The sequence below is a fragment of the Salegentibacter chungangensis genome (genome assembly GCF_042678405.1).
GTDB lineage: Bacteria > Bacteroidota > Bacteroidia > Flavobacteriales > Flavobacteriaceae > Salegentibacter_A > Salegentibacter_A chungangensis.
In genome coordinates this window covers 288,939-306,723 of the sequence record NZ_JBHTLI010000002.1, presented here as the reverse complement: position 1 = coordinate 306,723, position 17,785 = coordinate 288,939, and the positions used below count along the sequence as shown (strand labels likewise).

Below are 17,785 nucleotides of genomic sequence, written 5' to 3'. Positions count from 1 at the left end.
TTTTTAGTTATTCCGTAGGCTTAGTTGAGCAATCCCAGGTCTTCAATGGTCCTTAAGACGCCATTCTCATTGTTGGTGTATTCGGTTATATAGTTGCTGGCTTCCTTGATCTCGGGATGTGCGTTCTTCATAGCGTAGCTATACTTCGCATTTTTCATCATCTCAAGATCGTTCAGATAATCCCCGAATACCAGGGTCTCTTCAGGAGAAATATTCAGTTCCTTCTGAAGTTCTTTAATGGCGTTCCCTTTATTGGCATCAAGCGCGGTAATATCTATAAAGACCTTGGCCGCGATAGCCACTTTAAACCTGTCGGTATAGTTCACGAAATGCGGGTAGGTATGATCTTCAACCCCATTCCAGTTGCAAAGCGTAACCTTTAAGATCACATCTTCTACCCTGGTAAGGTCTTCAACTACTTCCAGCTTTTTATAGAACTGCGAGATTTCAGCAATAAAATCTTTATCGTTATCTTCAACATAGGCCGAATTCTTTCCGCAGAGCACCAGTTTGGTATCTTCCAGTTTACGCCCCATCTTGATGAAATCCAGCGCTGCCTGGTGATCTATAGGGTTTACGTATAGTTCTTTCCCTTTATGCGATACATAAGTTCCGTTCTCGGCAAAAAACATCATTCGGTGCTTGATCTGTTCGAATTTAGATTCCAGGTTGTAGAATTGCCTTCCGCTGGCAACCGAAAACATTATCCCTTTTTTAGTTAGGCTCTCTTCAATCTTCCAAAAATCGGGGTGCAGCTCGTGAGAATCATTCAGGAGTGTCCCGTCCATATCGGTTACTATAAGTTTGATCATATTCTTCCTTCTCATATTAAGAGGTTAAATATAGAAGATTTGATCATTGTGAAGGTCAAATAAAGATCAAATTTAGTTATGGCCCAAGTAGGGCAGGTTATAGGAAAATCGGGAATGCCGGATTTTAAAACAAAAGACTATCTACAATAGCTCCGACCAGTGCCAGGGCAACGGCAAGCCACACAGAAGGCAGAAAGCCCACTGTTTTGAAATCTTTACTTAGTTTATCTGCAATTTCGATTATGATGGCATAGGCGATGATCCTGATAATAAAGCCAAGCCCAAGGAAATAGAAGATCCCAAGAGTTGCGATGTTCAGAATTACCGTAAGTAACCAGCTTAAAAGGAAGCTTAAAATCCCGATCAGCAGGGCAATAAGCAGCGCTGTTTTAAAGCCTTTTAGCCGTACACTGGGCATAATATTGGCAAGTGCCAGTAAAACAAGTGCATCTACGACCAGGTGAATAAGCCAGGTGAACATAAATTTAGGTTTTGTTGGAGGTTTAAATATAAGAAGCTTTTCAGTTACTGCTGATCCTTTTTTCCAGACTGCCCGGTTTCTTTTTTAGCAGAATCTCCCATACCGCCTTGAAATTGGCCAGTTTCTCCCTTCTTTTAATGCGGTTATCCGGCTGATATCCCCCGGCGGGGGCTGCATAACCAGAGTAATTAAGGCCCAGGTTTTTGGCTATAAATACCGCCCTTGGGAGGTGGAATCTTTGGGTAACTATTATTCCGTCTTCTATTCCAAAAACTTCACCAGACCTGTACATACTGTCATAGGTGTCTATACCGGCGTGATCCAGGATAATACGATCTTTGGGAATTCCTTTCTCGGTAAGGTAGTTGCTCATTGCACTCACTTCATTATAATCGTCGCGCCTGTGGTCTCCGCTTACCAGAAACCTGTCTATTTTATTGTTTTCATAAAGGCTGATCGCTGCATCTACACGATCTTTTAAAATAGGAGAGAGCTTGCCGTCAGAATGAACACTGGCACCAAGAATAATGGCGGTGTTGGTCTCTGGTACATTTTCAATTTCCTCATAAACAAGTGCTGCGGTATCCTGCTCAATATAGGCCTCCAGGCCGAGGGCTATTAAAATAGCCACGATCAGGCTTAAGCTTAATGCGAGGATCGCCTTCTTGATCTGCTTCATATTCGCCAATATTTTCTTTATCTAAGATAACTAATATAATTTGGTGTATTGGTACTTTTTATGCTTTAACGCGGGTACTGCCTTTTACATTGCTTAAATTTGTAAAATAAATGAAAAGATAGTGATTATGGGAAATATTAAAGCATTGGAATGGCGTTATGCCACCAAGAAATTTGATGCTGAAAAAATCCTACCGAAAGATAAGTTAGAGGTGCTGAAGCAAGCCTTTAATTTAACGGCTACTTCGTACGGCCTGCAGCCTATAAAAATGGTTGTTGTTCACGATAAGGAATTACAGGCGAGATTGAAAGCCCATTCTTATAACCAGGATCAGGTTAGTACGGCTTCACATCTTCTTGTTATTTGTATTGAGGATAAAATAGATCCCGACTTTATCGAACAGTATTTTAAAAGGGTTAAACACATAAGGGAAACTCCCGAAGAAGTCCTGAAACCATTCAAGAATTTCCTGATGGATGATTTTAAGGCTAAACCTAAAGATGAGATCACACGCTGGGCTGTGAATCAGGCATATTTGAGCCTTGGAACCCTGCTTACGGTTTGCGCGACCGAAGAGATAGATGCCTGCCCTATGGAAGGTTTTGAACCTGAAAAATATGATGAATTACTTAATCTTGATCGATATAATCTGAAATCGGTACTGGCACTTCCCGTTGGCTACAGGGCCAAAGACGATATGTTCTCCAGCTTTAAAAAAGTGAGACGTCCTTTAGAAGAAGTAATTATTGAAATAGACTAGTAGTTTACATATTCGGTAATTTCAAGCCCGTAACCTATCATTCCCACACGTTTGGTCTGTCGGGTATTTGATAGCAGCTTGATCTTATGGATCTCCAGGTCGTGAAGGATCTGGGCCCCGATACCAAAATCTTTATTGTCCATAATCACCGGCGGAGCTTTTACTTCGCCTTTCTTTTGCCGTTCCTTTAATTCGTGCAATCGGGTGAGCAGGTTTAAGGACTGTGTTGCCGGATTGATAAAAACGATCGCGCCGCGGCCTTCTTCGTTGATGGCCTGGAACATACTATCCAGTTTTTTATCGGCATCATTGGTCAGGGTTCCCAAAATGTCATTATTGACAAGGGTAGAGTTCACTCTAACCATAATTTCTTCATCAGGTTTCCACTGACCTTTGGTAAGGGCCAGGTGAACCTGGTTATTGGTGGTTTGTTTATAAGCTCTTAGTCTGAAATCCCCGAAACGTGTCTTGATATCGAAATCTTCCTTTTTTTCTATAAGTGAATCGTGCTGCATTCTGTAAGCAACAAGGTCTTCTATAGAAACCACTTTCAGGTCAAAACGTTCTGCAACTTCCAGCAACTGGGGCAGGCGGGCCATAGTCCCGTCTTCATTCATTATCTCAACGATAACACCGGCAGGTTCAAAACCTGCAAGCCTTGCAAAATCTATAGCGGCCTCGGTATGTCCCGTTCTTCTAAGCACTCCTCCGGTCTTAGCTTTCAGCGGAAAAATATGCCCGGGGCGGTTGAGGTCGGTAGATTTTGTTTCAGGATCTATAAGTGCCTGAATGGTTTTTGCCCTGTCTGCAGCTGAAATTCCCGTAGTCACACCTTTTCCCTGCAGGTCTACTGAAATGGTGAAGGCCGTCTCCATAGGATCTGTATTCTTCCCTACCATCATTTCCAGTTTCAGGTCTTCACACCTGCTTTCGGTAATGGGAGCACAAATAAGCCCGCGGCCGTGAGTGGCCATAAAGTTGATCATTTCGGGGGTTACCTTTTCGGCTGCCGCCACAAAATCTCCTTCATTTTCACGGTCTATATCGTCAACAACAATAATAACTTTACCGGCGCGAATATCATCTATTGCTTCGGTAATACTGTGAAGTTTTATAATGTCTTCTTTGGTTCTTTTCTGGGTCATAATTGCTGTAATTTCAGGCTGCAAAGGTATTTAATCTATTTCGTTTTTTTCCTGATAAGGCCTGCTTTTTTAAGTACCTTCCTGACAGGATTTATCAGGTTGTCGAATACGAACAGACCCTGGTCTGTTGTTGCGCGATAAGTGAGGAATATCCCGAGGGGTAACATAATGATCGTGGAAAGCCAGGTTGCCCAGAACGGACTGATACTCCCGTCTTCAGCCGAGTTCTTGGCAAAGATCCCTATAAAATGATAGGTGAGGAACAGCAGGATCGCAACTACCATAGGTAGTCCCATTCCGCCTTTTCTGATGATCGCTCCAAGAGGTGCTCCTACAAAGAACAGCACGATACAGGCCACTGCCAAAGCATATTTTTCGTGCAGTGCGATCTCGAATTTATTCAGTTGTTTAGCACTTTTTTTAAACTCGCTTTTTTTCAGGATAATGTGCGAAATTGCTCCGTTTACCGACCCCAATGCCAGGTTAACGATTTGCTGAGCCTGATAGGTGTCGTATTTTTCAAGAATACTGTTTTTGATCTCCTGTACAGAGTCTGAAGGATTCAGGTTGATATCCATAGAGGTGACTCCGCTGCGTTTATACATATAGCTGGAGAAATCCTTTACCTTCTTGTTATATTCGGTAGAGAAAGAGTCTATACTTTCGTTTAGTTCAGAGATCTTAAGCATTCCCTGGGTATTGCTGTAGTTCTCATCTTCAAGGTCCACATTATTAAAGTTGGAAAGATCCATATTTATAGTGTACTCCCTGAAGTAACTTTTAGCAAAAGGCTTGTTGGGTTTTTTTCTGTAATCTGTAGGCTGGATCTCATCGTAATAGTTCCCGTCCTTCAGAATGAGCGAAAGCACATCAGAATTAGTGCTTCCCACCAGTTCCCCTTTATTGGCCTTCATTACGGTGAAGTTTCCTGTACGATCGGTCTTCTGGTGAATGATCACGTCGGTAAGATACTGTCCGTTGTCACCGCTTTTATCTTCAACTTTAATGTTAATATTCCCAACCTCATTAAAAACGCCTTCGGTAATGGCCATCGCCGGCTTAAGCTTGGCGATATTTTTTCGAAGATTGATCGATTTATATTCGGCCGCCGGGATCACATTATTGGCGAAAAAGAAAGCAGTCAGACTTACGAAGAGGATAAAAACAGTAAGCCCCCGCATTGCCCGCTGAAGGGAAATTCCGGAGGACTTCATAGCCGCAAACTCATAATTCTCTGCAAAATTCCCGAAGGTCATAATGGAGGTGAGCAGAATGGTAAGCGGTAGTACCAGTGGCACCAGCTTAGGGGAGAAGTACAACAGGAATTTAAAAATGACCTCGGCATCGAGGTCTTTTCCTGCAAGTTCACCTATGTACAGCCAGATGGTCTGGAGTACAAAGATGAACATCAGGATTATAAAAACTGTAAAAAAGGTTTTTAGGTAACTTGTTAATATGTACCTGTCTAGTATCTTCAACTTAGTCTAAGCGGTTAATGTAGTAGTCTTCGTATCTGTCTTCATTAAATGTAAACAGATTCTTTGCGATAGGCTGATTGGTCTTGAAACTTTTTACCGTAATGGTGATCTTGGTTCCGTTATCCTGGGTCTGGATTAGGTTATAGATATGCTTGGTCTGGCTGTCTATTCCCAGGAGAATATTCTTCACCTCGGCCTCGCTGTCTTTAGGCGTTAATTTTATATACTGGATCTTGCGACCTTTTACATCCTGGGTAATGTCCCATTCGTAGTTATATCCTTCCTCATAAAAAGAGAACATTTTAGAAGGTGTAATGCTGTTGTCGTCTTCCTCAACATAGGTAGAGATGTTGATCTCTTCATCTTCAGGGATAATGGTGTATATTTTTTCGCCGTCAAACATCTGGGTGGTTCCCATCAGGTTCAGTACATATTTGTCTCCTTTGATGCTCACATCCCCGCGGGTCTCCTGTTTCACGTTCTCGGCAGTATTTTCCAGGGCATACTTGAAGTCGATGACCATATTGTCATAACCTTTAACTTTGGAAGAGACTTCATCCAGAAGTTTTTCGGCCTTTTGTGAATTCTGTGCCTGAACAGTAAGTCCTATAAAAGCGAATACTAATAATGCTAATTTTTTCATTTTGATTTTTTAATTGTTTGGTTCTTCATTTAATAACTGATCTAAGGCTGCTAAATCGGTCACTAAAACCTGGCGGGCTTTACTTCCTTCAAATGGTCCTACCACTCCGGCTGCTTCCAGCTGGTCAATAATACGTCCTGCACGGTTGTAGCCCAGTTTTAATTTACGTTGTAGCAACGAAGCCGATCCTTGTTGTGCCGTTACAATCACTTCGGCGGCTTCACGAAAGAGTTTATCCCTCTCGCTCACATCTATATCAACTCCTGTGCCACTTTCCTCACTTTCGTAGGCCGGTAACTGGTGGGCATCGGGATAGGCTTTTTGAGAACCAATGAACTCGGTGATCTTGTCTACTTCAGGCGTATCCACAAAAGCACACTGCAGTCGTTTTAACTCGTTCCCCTGCGTAAACAGCATATCCCCGCGGCCAATAAGCTGATCTGCGCCCTGGCCATCCAGGATGGTTCTTGAATCTATCTTGGAGGTTACCCTGAAAGCGATCCTGGCAGGGAAGTTCGCTTTAATGATACCGGTAATTACATTCACCGAAGGTCTTTGTGTGGCAATAATAAGGTGAATTCCAACGGCCCTTGCAAGCTGCGCAAGCCGGGCAATAGGGGTTTCTACTTCTTTCCCCGCTGTCATAATAAGGTCAGCAAACTCATCTACCACCAGTATGATATAAGGCAGGAATTTATGACCGTTCTCAGGGTTCAGTTTTCGGGCCTTGAATTTTACATTGTATTCTTTAATGTTACGAACCATTGCATCCTTTAGCAGTTCGTAGCGATTGTCCATTTCAATACAAAGTGAATTCAGGGTGTTGATCACCTTGGTATTGTCGGTAATAATAGCGTCTTCGGTATCCGGCAACTTGGCCAGGTAATGTCTTTCTATCTTGTTGAAAAGGGTCAGCTCAACTTTCTTAGGGTCCACCAGCACGAATTTCACTTCTGCCGGGTGCTTGCTGTAAAGTAAAGAGGTAAGGATGGCATTCAGTCCTACCGATTTCCCCTGTCCGGTAGCCCCGGCCATAAGCATATGCGGCATCTTTGCGAGGTCTACCACAAAAGTCTCGTTAGAAATGGTCTTACCAAGGGCCATTGGCAGTTCCATTTCGGCATTCTGGAATTTCTGCGATGCGATCACCGATCTCATAGAAACGATGGTCGCATTCTTGTTCGGAACTTCAATACCAATGGTTCCGCGTCCCGGGATAGGAGCGATGATACGAATTCCTAAAGCCGATAAGGAAAGGGCGATATCATCTTCCAGGTTCTTGATCTTGGAGATCCTGATACCCGCTTCCGGCACGATCTCGTAAAGGGTAACCGTTGGCCCAACGGTCGCCTTGATCTGCGCGATCTCGATCTTATAGTTTTTGAGGGTGTCTACAATACGGTTCTTATTCTCCTCCAGCTCTTCCTGGTTTACTGTAATCCCGCCGCCATAGTCTTTTAATAGTTCGAGAGTAGGGAACTTATAATTGCCCAGCTCCAGTTTCGGGTCAAATTCGCCGAAATCCTTAACAAGTTTATTGCTGAGGTTATCCTCATATTCTTCTTCCTCTGGCGCGGCTTCAACCTCCATTGCCACATCGTCCTTAGACTCCGGTTCTTCCGGTGGATTGTTCACTTCAACTGAAATATTCTTTTTAGGCTCCGGTTCTTTCTTTGGTTCCGGTTTGGTGTCAAAATCTATTTCAGCAGCTTTTTCTTCTTCCCTGACCAGGGCCTTTTCTTTCCAGGACAGTTCCTCTTCGGTCTCCGTGATATTTTCGCCCCCTCCTTTAAACTCTTCGTCGATGTCTTTTTTTCTGGTTCTGATATAACTGCCAATAAGTTCAGGAGTAAGCTTGAGTCTTATGGCCAGATATGCTGTAAAAAGGAAGAGCAGGAGCAGGGCTGTGCCGAAAAATCCGAGGTAATCCTGCAGGTAATCATTCAGTTCAAAACCAACCTTTCCTCCCAGCAGCGCATTGCTTCCACTGAAGAAGCCAAAAAATACGGAAAGCCATATCATTACCAACACCCCCCAGAACCAGATGTTCTTAAGGCTTTTGGAATTTATTCCGAAGAAAAGATGAACCCCGCTAAAGGCTACTAAAAAAGCAAGGATAAAAGAGGCAACCCCAAAACCATCATAAATAAAGAAGTCGCTTACCAAAGCTCCAAACTTACTAAGCCAGTTGCGTGCTTCCACTTGTCTTTCTGCAAACTGGTTAAGTGTACTCTGGTCTGCCTGCCAGTTAAAGAGAAAAGAGATAAAGGCGACGATAAGAGCAAGGCCGAAAAGCATCAGGAAACTACCCAAAACCACTTTCTGTTGCCGGTTAAGCTTTAAAGAAGGTTTTTTTAACTTCTTAGATGTGGTTTTTTTAGTTGAGGTCTTCTTTTTGGCCATATATGCTTTTGTGATTTGGGCAAAAATACAAATTAGGTACTTCTAAAATAAGTAAAATAAAATTCAATTTAGAAACCTGTTTGTTTTAGACCAAAACGGGAGTTTTTTGCGCTTATTTTGTATGGAATTAAATCTTAGCTACAGATCTGGGAAAATATAAGGCAGATAGATGAAGGCAGCAATGATTACCGCGGTAACGGCTGTGATAAATACTGCTCCTGCAGCGATATCTTTAATATGGCCAATCTTGCTGTGGAAATCGGGGTGAACAAAGTCGGCCATCGCTTCTATGGCGGTATTGAGCCCTTCGGCAGCCATCACAAGGCCTATGGCGGTAAACTGAAAAAGCCATTCGGTTTTTGTGATTTCAAAGAACCACCCGGCAATACTTACGAAGATGGCAATAGCAAATTGCACCTGGATACTGGGTTCGTGCTTTAGCAACAACCAGGCGCCTTTAATTGCATAGCCTCCTCCTCTTATGCGTTTTCCGAGGAAACTGTCTCTCATTATAAAAGTGTTTTTAGAGCCGCAAGATAATCAGGTTCATCGTCAATATCTGCTACCTGCTGACTATGGATCACTTTCCCCGATTCATCAAGTACGATCACCACACGGGAAAGCAGGCCTTCCCAGGGACCATCGATCATTTCAACCCCATAGTCTTTCCCGAAATTCCGCTCTCTGAAATCGGACAGATTGATCACATTTTTCAAATGTTCCTCATTAAGGAATCTGCTTTGGGCAAACGGAAGATCGCGTGAAATACAAAGGACAACCGTATTTTTAAGGTCTGCGGCCTTTTTGCTGAAATTTCTGACCGAAGTAGCGCAAACACCGGTGTCTATACTGGGGAAAATATTCATTATAACGCGCTTACCCTTGAAGTCTTCAAGAGTGGCGGTGGTGAAGTCAGCTTTCAGGAGCTCAAAATGAGGTGCTTTCTCATCTTTTTCCGGCAGGGCGCCGTAAGTAGTAACTTTTTGGCCTCCGAATTTTATTTGCGACATCGGTTTTTCAGAATTGGTTCGTACCTGATAAATTTAGGATTAAACTAACTGAGATTTACTAAAATTATCATAAAACAAAAAAAGGCTGCTTTCCTCGAAAGCAGCCTTGTGTTACTTGATTTCAGTGATAAAATGCTGGCCTATTTATCTATAGATCCTAACACTTTTTTCACAAATGTATTTGCAGCGTCGGTATCTTTCATACCCTCATCTACCATTTTCTGTACTTCCACCGCCCCGCAAAGGTTGGTGATAAGCTCTCCTACCACATCCATTTCCTCTTCGGTTACGGATCTGTGCTCGGTAAAGCTTTCCAGTACTTCAATGGCGTGCTGAAGTTTCTCAGCATCATTATTACGCTGTAAATGCTTAATTACTGGTAACTTCATTTACTAAGTCTTTTAGCGGGTCAAACTTGTTGGTTTGAACCTGGTTAACGAAATCTCCGTTCTTGAAAGTCGCGAAAGTCGGAAGGTTATCTACCTTAGCCAGCTTTCTTGATTCCGGATATTTTTCAGCATCAACCATCAGGAAAGTAGCATCTTCATTTTCAGAAGCAAGTTTTTTGAACTTAGGCTTCATCAGTCTGCAGTTACCACACCATCCGGCCATATACTGAACCACAACGGTATCATTACTTTCTACGATTTCGCTTAAATTATCTTTTTCTAATTCTTTTACCATAACAAGTCTTTTCCTTTTTTTAGTTTAAGCTTAAGTATGAAGCAACACCGTCACGGTCTGCATTCATAGCCTGCTTACCTTCTTCCCAGTTTGCAGGACATACTTCACCTTTTTCCTGTACGTGGGTGTAAGCATCGATTAAGCGTAAAAATTCTTTTACGTTACGTCCAAGTGGCATATGGTTCACACCTTCGTGGAAGATGGTTCCTTCCTCGTCGATAAGGTAAGTGGCACGGTAAGTTACGTTATCTCCTTCAAGAGTAACTTCTCCGGTTTCCTCATCGTAGTGCTCTGCAGTGATATCAAGGATACCAAGTCTTGAACTTAGGTTTCTGTTAGAATCGGCTAAGATTGGGTATTTAACGCCTTCAATACCTCCGTTATCTTTTGGAGTGTTTAACCAGGCGAAATGAACTTCAGGAGTGTCACAAGAAGCGCCGATTACCATAACGTTTCTTTTTTCAAATTCTTCCATAGCTTCCTGAAAAGCGTGAAGTTCGGTAGGGCAAACAAAGGTGAAATCTTTTGGGTACCAGAACAACAATACTTTTTTATTGTTTTTCTGAGCTTCTTCAAGGACATTAACCTTGAAAGTGTCTCCCATTTCGTTCATCGCGTCTACGCTTAAGTTTGGAAATTTTTTTCCTACTAATGCCATATTATTTTTAGTTTTTAAAAGTTATTATTTCTTCTGATTCGTGTGCAAATTTACAGATTGAATGCAGTTTTTAAACACATTCAAATTTTTAAAATTTATCTAAGTATAAATTTTAGCTATGTTAGGTTTAAAACTTCATAGAATTGTTCTATTTGGTCTTCTTAAGCCGCCTGTGGTGCAGTATCCTTTGTGCTGAGCTCTTTGATTTTAATACTGAAGGCCGCATATAAAAGCGTCATAAACGGACTCAGATAGTTGAAGAATGCATATCCGAAATAGGAGGCTACCGGTACTCCCAGAACTCCGCTGTGGTATGCCCCGCAGGTATTCCACGGCACGAGTACTGAAGTTACCGTACCCGAATCTTCAAGCGTACGGCTAAGGTTTTCTGGAGCAAGACCTTTATCGCGATAGGCTTTTGAGAACATTTTTCCTGGTACCACGATGGCCAGATACTGGTCTGAAGCAGTCGCATTCAATGCAAGACAGCTAAATACCGTACTCGCAAAAAGACCGAATGTGGTGTGAAAAAGATTCAATAGTGCCTTGCTGATTCGTGAAAGGGCTCCAATGGCTTCCATAATTCCACCAAACACCATTGCGCAAATGATCAGCCAGATGGTACCGAGCATTCCGGCCATTCCTCCTGAAGAGAAAAGGTCGTTAAGGCTCTCATTGTCTGTTTCTACAGCCGTGTCTACCGTGATGGCGTTCATAATTCCTTTGTATCCGCTAACAAGATCAAGTTTCTCAGTACCGGCTATATCGGCAATAACTCCGGGCTGAAAGATAAGCGCTGCGGCAGCTCCCAGTAAGGTTCCTAAAAGAAGGGCGATAAGTGGCGATACTTTTTTCACTATAAGGCCTATTACGATCAACGGGATCAGGAAGAGCCAGGGAGTAATATTAAAAGAAGCTTCTATGGATTTCAGAATGGCCGAAGTATCGGTAGTTCCTGTGGTATCAAGGTTAAAACCAATTACCACGAAGATCAGGATAGTGATTATGATTGTTGGTACGGTGGTAAGGGTCATATACCTGATGTGGGTGAAAAGGTCGGTTCCTGCCATAGCCGGAGCAAGGTTAGTGGTATCACTTAAAGGAGATAGTTTATCCCCGAAATAAGCTCCTGAAAGGATGGCACCGGCAGTCATTCCTACCGAGATGCCCAGGGCTTCGGCAATACCTATTAATGCGATACCAACTGTAGCCGAAGTGGTCCAGCTACTTCCGGTAGCTACTGAGATCACCGAGCAGATGATCACACAGGCAGCCAGAAAGATAGTGGGGTTCAGGATCTGAAGTCCGTAATAGATCATTGTAGGGATAATGCCGCTCACCAGCCAGGTCCCTGCCAAAGCACCAACCATAAGAAGAATGAGGATGGCGCCGGCGGTACTCTGGATGTTCCCGGCCACCTCATCTATCATTTTATTGTATTCTACTTTGTTGAAATAGCCTACTATCGCGGCCACAGCACCACCCATAAGCAGGATGAACTGGTTGGAACCGCTTAGCGCATCATCTCCAAATACAAATACGTTAAAGGCGAGCATCCCTATGAGGGAAAAAACGGGAATCAGGGCTTCCCAGATATTTAACTCTTTATTGCTTACAATTTTCTCATCCTGATGGGTATCGGCTTGGTTCTCCATTTATCTGGTGTGGGTTCGTTATTTCATAGAAAAAGAAAACCTCACAGGTAATTGCCGTTTTTTCAGTCAATTATTCTGCGAGGTTCATTCTATGAATCATATATTCTTGATTATTTCATTTATTTTGGCTTGTAATGTTACGATTTTACTTAAAAGTATGCAAGAATTAGACAAGCTCAGCTTCAAGAAGTCCTGTTTTTACCATACATTCTTTCATTCTTTGATAGGTGCGCTCTATATCGTTATCCAAACCTATGGAGAACCTTATCAGCCCGTCGCTTAATCCCATTTCCCGTTGTTCCTCTTCCGGAATCTCAGACGAGGTGGAAGTTCCCGGTGCACTGAAAAGGGTTTTGTAAAAGCCTAGGCTTACCGCAAGATACCCAAGGTTTTTTTCCTGCATAAGCTCCATAAGCTCATTGGCCTTATCAAGGCTGCCTACATCAAGCGTCAGGATTCCGCCGAAGCCATAATCCTCGTTCATCATTTTCTTGTAAAGTTTATGACCGGGATGGGATTTTAGCCCGGGATAAACCGTCCTGAACCCGTCTGCTTCAAACTTTTCAGCTAAATAAAGCGCATTACTGCTGTGCTGTTTCATCCTGATATGAAGCGTTCTCAGGTTCTTTAATACTGAAGCAGACCTCAGGCTGTCCATAGTTGGGCCAAGCAGCATTCCTGCGCCGTCATTTACGTTCCTTTGGGCATTGATGAATTCCTGGGTGCCGCAGGTCACTCCGCCAACAGTATCGCTGCTGCCGTTGATGAATTTCGTTAAGCTGTGGATCACGATATCGGCGCCAAGTTTTTTCGGGCTTAAAGAAAGCGGAGAAAAAGTATTATCCACCACCAAGGTAAGTCCGTGATTTTTGGCAATTATGGAAAGGCCTTCGATGTCGGCCACCTCCAGCAAAGGATTGCTTACAGATTCGCAATAAAGCACTTTAGTGTTCTTGGTGATCGCGGCTTCTACAAGTTCGGGTTTGGTGATATCCACAAATGTAGTCTGTACATTGAATTTTGGAGCGAAATTCTTCAGAAAAGCATAGGTCCCGCCATAGATAGTACGGCTTGAGACAATATGGTCTCCCGCCTTGCAAAGCTGTAACAGGGTAGAGGTAATGGCACCCATTCCCGAGGCGGCCACGTTGGCGGTCTCGGTACCTTCCATAGCGGCCAGGGCTTCTCCAAGGTAAAGATTGGACGGGGAGGAATGCCTTGAATAAAGGTAACAACCTTCGGCATTGCCTTCAAAAGTGTCGAACATCGTTTTTGCCGAAAGGAAGGTATAGGTCGAAGAATCGGAAATTGACGGGTTTACGCCCCCGAATTCTCCAAAGTATTGTAGATCCTGAATATTATCTGCCGGTTTGTATTTCATCACGTATAGTTTTTGAGTTTGATTATTCCAAATGACGCGAGTATCTGAATAAAAGTCAATGATTAATGTCATATTCAGAAAATAAAACTATTAATAGTGATTAATTCAGATTTTAAATCTGATTTGTTCTATTTTTGAAATTGTAACCTGAAAAATATTCGGCTATGAAACTTGATAAATTAGATCTTAAGATCCTGAAACACTTGCAGGAAGACAGTAAAATGACCAATAAGGAATTGTCTAACCTGCTTGATCTTTCGGTGACAGCCGTTTACGAACGCATAAAACGACTGGAGCGGGAAGGGGTGATCTCCAAATATGTGGCCCTTGTCAATCCTGAGAAAGTGGATAAAGGCTTTATGGTCTTCTGCCAGATAAAACTCATTCAGCATACCAAATCTTACCTCACCAAATTTGAAGAGGAGGTGACCCGGCTTTCGGAGGTGTTGGAATGTTATCACGTAAGCGGGGAATATGATTATATTTTGAAAGTTCTGGTAAAAGATATGGAGGAATACCGTGAATTTATGGTCACAAAACTGACCAATCTTGACCACATAGGCAGTACTTTAAGCACTTTCATCATTAGCAAGGTCAAGAATACTTCGGCGGTGAACCTGCTTTCTTAAAAAATTATGAAGCCTTCAATATCACATTGGTCATTGTATAGAATAGTCGTACTTTTGTCTCCAATTTGTTACAAATTCAACATAAAAACATAGTATTATGAGTACATATGATGTTGCAGTTATAGGTTCAGGTCCCGGAGGTTACGTGGCTGCCATACGCTGCGCGCAACTGGGAATGAAAACTGCAATCATTGAAAAATATTCAACTCTGGGAGGTACCTGCCTTAACGTAGGCTGTATCCCGAGTAAAGCTCTGCTTGACTCTTCACATCATTATCACGATGCCGTGAAGCATTTTGAAGATCACGGGATCGAAATCCCGGGAGAGGTGAAGCTTAACCTTGAGAAAATGATGGAGCGTAAGGCTTCTGTGGTGAGCCAGACCTGTGACGGGGTGAAATTCCTGATGGATAAGAACAAGATTGATGTTTATGAAGGGGTTGGTTCTTTTAAGGACGCCACTCACATCAACATACAAAAGAACGATGGCGAAACCGAAACCATAGAGGCGAAAAAGACCATTATCGCAACCGGTTCCAAACCTGCCAACCTTCCTTTCATCGAACTTGATAAGGAAAGAGTGATCACTTCTACCGAAGCTCTAAAGCTGGAGGAAGTGCCAAAGCATATGATAGTTATTGGAGGTGGGGTAATCGGCCTGGAATTAGGCCAGGTTTACTGTCGTCTTGGAGCCGAGGTTACCGTAGTTGAGTTTATGGACAGGATCATCCCTACGATGGACAGTGCGCTTTCTAAGGAACTTCAGAAAGTTCTTAAGAAGCAAGGCGTGAAGATCCATACCAAGACTAAGGTGAAATCTGTTGAGCGCAACGGAGACGAGATCATTGTAAAAGCTGATGATAAGAAAGACAAGGAGATAGAGATCAAGGGAGATTACTGCCTGGTATCTGTAGGACGTCGTCCGTTTACCGACGGGCTTAATGCCGACGCTGCCGGAGTGGAATTGGACGATAAAGGCAGAGTGAAGGTGAATGGAAGCCTTCAGACCAATGTAGAGAATATCTATGCGATTGGAGATGTGGTGAAAGGAGCTATGCTTGCTCATAAGGCGGAAGAGGAAGGAACTTTTGTTGCTGAAACCATCGCCGGACAAAAACCGCATATAGATTATAACCTGATCCCGGGTGTTGTTTACACCTGGCCTGAAGTTGCCGCTGTTGGTAAGACCGAAGAGCAACTGAAGGAAGAAGGCGTGAAATATAAAGAAGGAAAATTCCCGATGCGTGCTTTAGGTCGTTCCAGAGCCAGCGGGGATATAGACGGAATGGTGAAGATCCTTGCCGATGAGAAGACCGATGAGGTTCTTGGCGTGCATATGATAGGAGCCCGTACCGCCGACCTTATTGCTGAAGCGGTAACCGCTATGGAATTCCGCGCTTCTGCTGAAGATATAGCAAGAATGAGTCACGCTCACCCAACTTACGCTGAAGCTGTTAAGGAAGCTGCACTTGCCGCTACCGATAACAGGGCTTTACACGTGTAAGTACTGTAATAGAATATAAAAAAAAGCCACGCGCTTGCGTGGCTTTTTTATTTGATCCTGGAGTTGCTGATCTTTATATCTGAATAAGCCCAGCTTTCCTTCAGCAGCTTTTCGGTTTTTGCAAGATTCTCTTTATCCCCAAGCTTTTGATAAGCCATTCTAAGCCCGGTATAGGCCCATCCGTTTTTCGGTAATTTTTTGAGGTCTTCTTTGTAAGTGGCTATGGCGTCCTGATATTTTCCGGCTTCATTTTGAACCGCTCCCAAATGGTGTCTTACCGAAAAGAACCAGTCCGGCGGTTCGTCATAATTCAAGGCATCTTCAATGGCCACCGCCTCTTTCAGCAGAGCAATGCTTTCTTGATAGTTGTTTTCTGAAGCGAGAATTTCAGCGTTCAGGACTTTTGAAGCGATCTGCACCAGGTTGTCCACGGTATTGATCTCCCATACGCTTACTTCCTTTAGACTTTCATCTTTGCCCAGCTTTTGCAGCGATTTTAATTCGGCTTTGGCCTTCTCAGGCTGCTTTTCACCCAAATAGGCCATTCCGCGGGCATAGTGTTTTACGGCTTCGGGATAAGGCAGACCATAGGTTTTCATTCCGGAATTCAGAATACCGTCCCAATCCCCCAGTTTCACCATTACGTATAAAGGGATCACATAATAGTGCTGAAGAGTTCCCCAGCCGGGCTCTTTCATCAGGTCCGGATGTACGAGCTCAGAAACCTTATTGGCCCCGAGTTCGGCATATTTCCTATTGCCTTCCAGGGTGGCAGTAGCGGCCATAAAATGATAGTTATGCGGGTAGTAGGCGAGGGGATAGGCTCCTTGCGCGTGGCAGAGCGTTACATAGTTACTGTCGGCTTCAACCGCCCTGATATTTGCCAGGGTTCCTTTGTGATAATCCCCGGTTCTTATGTATACGTGAGAAGGCATATGTACCAGGTGCCCCGCTCCGGGCACGAGGTCATCATCGAATGCCTTTGCCGATTTATAGGCCCGCTCCGGGGTGTTTGAAGCTTCTACCGCGTGAATGTAAAAATGGTGTGCCCCGGGATGCTTAGGATTCGTTTCTATAGCTTTTTCAAGCAGGTTTACGATCTCCGGGGTCCATTCTTTAGGTCTGCCTTCCTTGTCATAGAGGTCCCAGGGATGCATATCCATCAGGGACTCCACATACATTGCATAGATGTCGGGATCATTTGGAAAATTATCACTTACCTTTTTCATAGCCTTGCTGTAGGCGAGGTCCAGGTCAGTACGGTCTTCGGGAGCTTCTTCGGTGTATCTTTTGGCCATAGCTTCTATAAGTGCCTTCTCCTTTTTGGTAGTATTAGCCGATAATTTTCTGGCTTTTTGAATGGCATCGTAGGCCCTTTCATAATTACCGGCTTCCATTCCGGCGTTATAGTTTGGCCCCAGTACATAGGCGTACCCCCAGTAACACATCGCACATTCGGGATCCAGTTTGGTAGCATAGTAAAAGGACCGGGCTGCCTCGGCGTGATTGAAGCCATAAGCCAGCACAAGTCCCTGGTTAAAGTACCTTTGGACTTCCTTGTTTTTTGTGCTTATCGGAAAATTCACGGCGTTAAGCCCGTCAAAGAGCGGGGCTTTCCTGTCCTGGCTGTACCAAAGGGTGTCGGTAACCGCAGGCACACAGGAATACTTTGAAGTCGGGGCCTTCTTAACAAGAACTTTTTCCTCCTGCTCCGGCTTATCTTTACAGGAAAAAAGAAGTGCTGCTATTAAAACGGAAATAAATAATGAAGATCTCATAGCTGTAAGTTTAAATTGAACAGCGGGAGGAGACCAGTAAAAATACGAAATTATTGGCTTTAAATCCCTTTCCGGGATAGGTGTA

Annotated in this window: 18 protein-coding genes; 3 read left to right on the top strand and 15 right to left on the bottom strand. The window is 43.5% G+C overall.

All coding sequences use genetic code 11. The features are described 5' to 3' along the window. Window positions 1-20: 20 nt before the first annotated feature. The 3 genes from ACFQ3Q_RS12005 to ACFQ3Q_RS11995 form a co-directional block, all read right to left on the bottom strand. Window positions 21-827, bottom strand: coding sequence for an HAD family hydrolase (locus ACFQ3Q_RS12005; RefSeq protein ID WP_380746165.1), 807 nt, complete (start codon window positions 825-827; stop codon window positions 21-23). Between the two features lie 109 nt (window positions 828-936). Next, on the bottom strand, window positions 937-1,293 hold the full coding sequence (locus ACFQ3Q_RS12000; protein ID WP_380746163.1) for a phage holin family protein: 357 nt from the start codon (window positions 1,291-1,293) through the stop codon (window positions 937-939). Between the two features lie 40 nt (window positions 1,294-1,333). Further along, complete coding sequence (locus ACFQ3Q_RS11995; RefSeq protein WP_380746161.1) at window positions 1,334-1,972, bottom strand: SanA/YdcF family protein; 639 nt, start codon at window positions 1,970-1,972, stop codon at window positions 1,334-1,336. A 127-nt stretch (window positions 1,973-2,099) separates the two neighbouring features. Between ACFQ3Q_RS11995 and ACFQ3Q_RS11990 the strand changes: the two genes are divergently transcribed. Beyond that, window positions 2,100-2,732: an NAD(P)H-dependent oxidoreductase gene (locus ACFQ3Q_RS11990; RefSeq protein WP_380746159.1), complete on the top strand. Its 633-nt coding sequence runs from the start codon at window positions 2,100-2,102 to the stop codon at window positions 2,730-2,732. On the opposite strand, the gene ribB is transcribed toward ACFQ3Q_RS11990, so the two are convergent. The 11 genes from ribB to ACFQ3Q_RS11935 form a co-directional block, all read right to left on the bottom strand. Then, the gene (gene ribB, locus ACFQ3Q_RS11985) at window positions 2,729-3,877 is read right to left on the bottom strand and encodes a 3,4-dihydroxy-2-butanone-4-phosphate synthase (protein WP_380746157.1); all 1,149 of its coding nucleotides are present in this window, start codon (window positions 3,875-3,877) and stop codon (window positions 2,729-2,731) included. The two genes, ACFQ3Q_RS11990 and ribB, sit on opposite strands and share 4 nt — an antisense overlap. Before the next feature lie 35 nt (window positions 3,878-3,912). Continuing rightward, on the bottom strand, window positions 3,913-5,355 hold the full coding sequence (locus ACFQ3Q_RS11980; protein ID WP_380746155.1) for an LptF/LptG family permease: 1,443 nt from the start codon (window positions 5,353-5,355) through the stop codon (window positions 3,913-3,915). A gap of 1 nt (window position 5,356) precedes the next feature. After that, complete coding sequence (locus ACFQ3Q_RS11975; RefSeq protein ID WP_380746153.1) at window positions 5,357-5,998, bottom strand: LolA family protein; 642 nt, start codon at window positions 5,996-5,998, stop codon at window positions 5,357-5,359. 9 nt (window positions 5,999-6,007) lie between these two features. Further along, window positions 6,008-8,401 carry an FtsK/SpoIIIE family DNA translocase gene (locus tag ACFQ3Q_RS11970; RefSeq protein ID WP_380746151.1) on the bottom strand — a complete coding sequence of 798 codons (2,394 nt, stop codon included), beginning with the start codon at window positions 8,399-8,401 and terminating at the stop codon, window positions 6,008-6,010. 138 nt (window positions 8,402-8,539) lie between these two features. Beyond that, entirely contained in the window at window positions 8,540-8,911 is a 372-nt protein-coding gene (locus tag ACFQ3Q_RS11965) for a diacylglycerol kinase (protein WP_380746149.1), read from the bottom strand. Beyond that, a complete protein-coding gene (gene tpx, locus ACFQ3Q_RS11960; protein ID WP_380746147.1) occupies window positions 8,911-9,411 on the bottom strand; it encodes a thiol peroxidase in 501 nt (166 codons plus the stop codon). The genes ACFQ3Q_RS11965 and tpx overlap by 1 nt, the downstream gene beginning before the upstream one ends. Window positions 9,412-9,551: 140 nt before the next feature. Next, window positions 9,552-9,800, bottom strand: a complete 249-nt coding sequence (locus tag ACFQ3Q_RS11955) for a DUF6952 family protein (protein WP_380746145.1) — start codon at window positions 9,798-9,800, stop codon at window positions 9,552-9,554. Continuing rightward, window positions 9,781-10,095 carry a thioredoxin family protein gene (locus tag ACFQ3Q_RS11950; RefSeq protein ID WP_380746143.1) on the bottom strand — a complete coding sequence of 105 codons (315 nt, stop codon included), beginning with the start codon at window positions 10,093-10,095 and terminating at the stop codon, window positions 9,781-9,783. Before ACFQ3Q_RS11950 ends, ACFQ3Q_RS11955 begins: the two co-directional genes overlap by 20 nt. 19 nt (window positions 10,096-10,114) lie before the next feature. After that, window positions 10,115-10,753 carry a peroxiredoxin gene (locus ACFQ3Q_RS11945; RefSeq protein ID WP_380746141.1) on the bottom strand — a complete coding sequence of 213 codons (639 nt, stop codon included), beginning with the start codon at window positions 10,751-10,753 and terminating at the stop codon, window positions 10,115-10,117. A 161-nt stretch (window positions 10,754-10,914) separates the two neighbouring features. Beyond that, a complete protein-coding gene (gene nhaC / locus ACFQ3Q_RS11940) occupies window positions 10,915-12,408 on the bottom strand; it encodes a Na+/H+ antiporter NhaC (RefSeq protein WP_380746139.1) in 1,494 nt (497 codons plus the stop codon). A 166-nt stretch (window positions 12,409-12,574) separates the two neighbouring features. Then, window positions 12,575-13,789 (bottom strand): aminotransferase class I/II-fold pyridoxal phosphate-dependent enzyme, encoded by a 1,215-nt coding sequence (locus ACFQ3Q_RS11935; RefSeq protein WP_380746137.1) that lies wholly within the window; start codon window positions 13,787-13,789, stop codon window positions 12,575-12,577. A 164-nt stretch (window positions 13,790-13,953) separates the two neighbouring features. On the opposite strand from ACFQ3Q_RS11935, the gene ACFQ3Q_RS11930 reads away from it, so the two are divergent. Then, window positions 13,954-14,418 (top strand): Lrp/AsnC family transcriptional regulator, encoded by a 465-nt coding sequence (locus ACFQ3Q_RS11930; protein WP_380746135.1) that lies wholly within the window; start codon window positions 13,954-13,956, stop codon window positions 14,416-14,418. 97 nt (window positions 14,419-14,515) lie between these two features. Beyond that, the gene (gene lpdA, locus ACFQ3Q_RS11925; RefSeq protein WP_380746133.1) at window positions 14,516-15,922 is read left to right on the top strand and encodes a dihydrolipoyl dehydrogenase; all 1,407 of its coding nucleotides are present in this window, start codon (window positions 14,516-14,518) and stop codon (window positions 15,920-15,922) included. A gap of 47 nt (window positions 15,923-15,969) precedes the next feature. On the opposite strand, the gene ACFQ3Q_RS11920 is transcribed toward lpdA, so the two are convergent. After that, window positions 15,970-17,700, bottom strand: coding sequence for a hypothetical protein (locus ACFQ3Q_RS11920; RefSeq protein ID WP_380746131.1), 1,731 nt, complete (start codon window positions 17,698-17,700; stop codon window positions 15,970-15,972). Window positions 17,701-17,785: the final 85 nt, after the last annotated feature.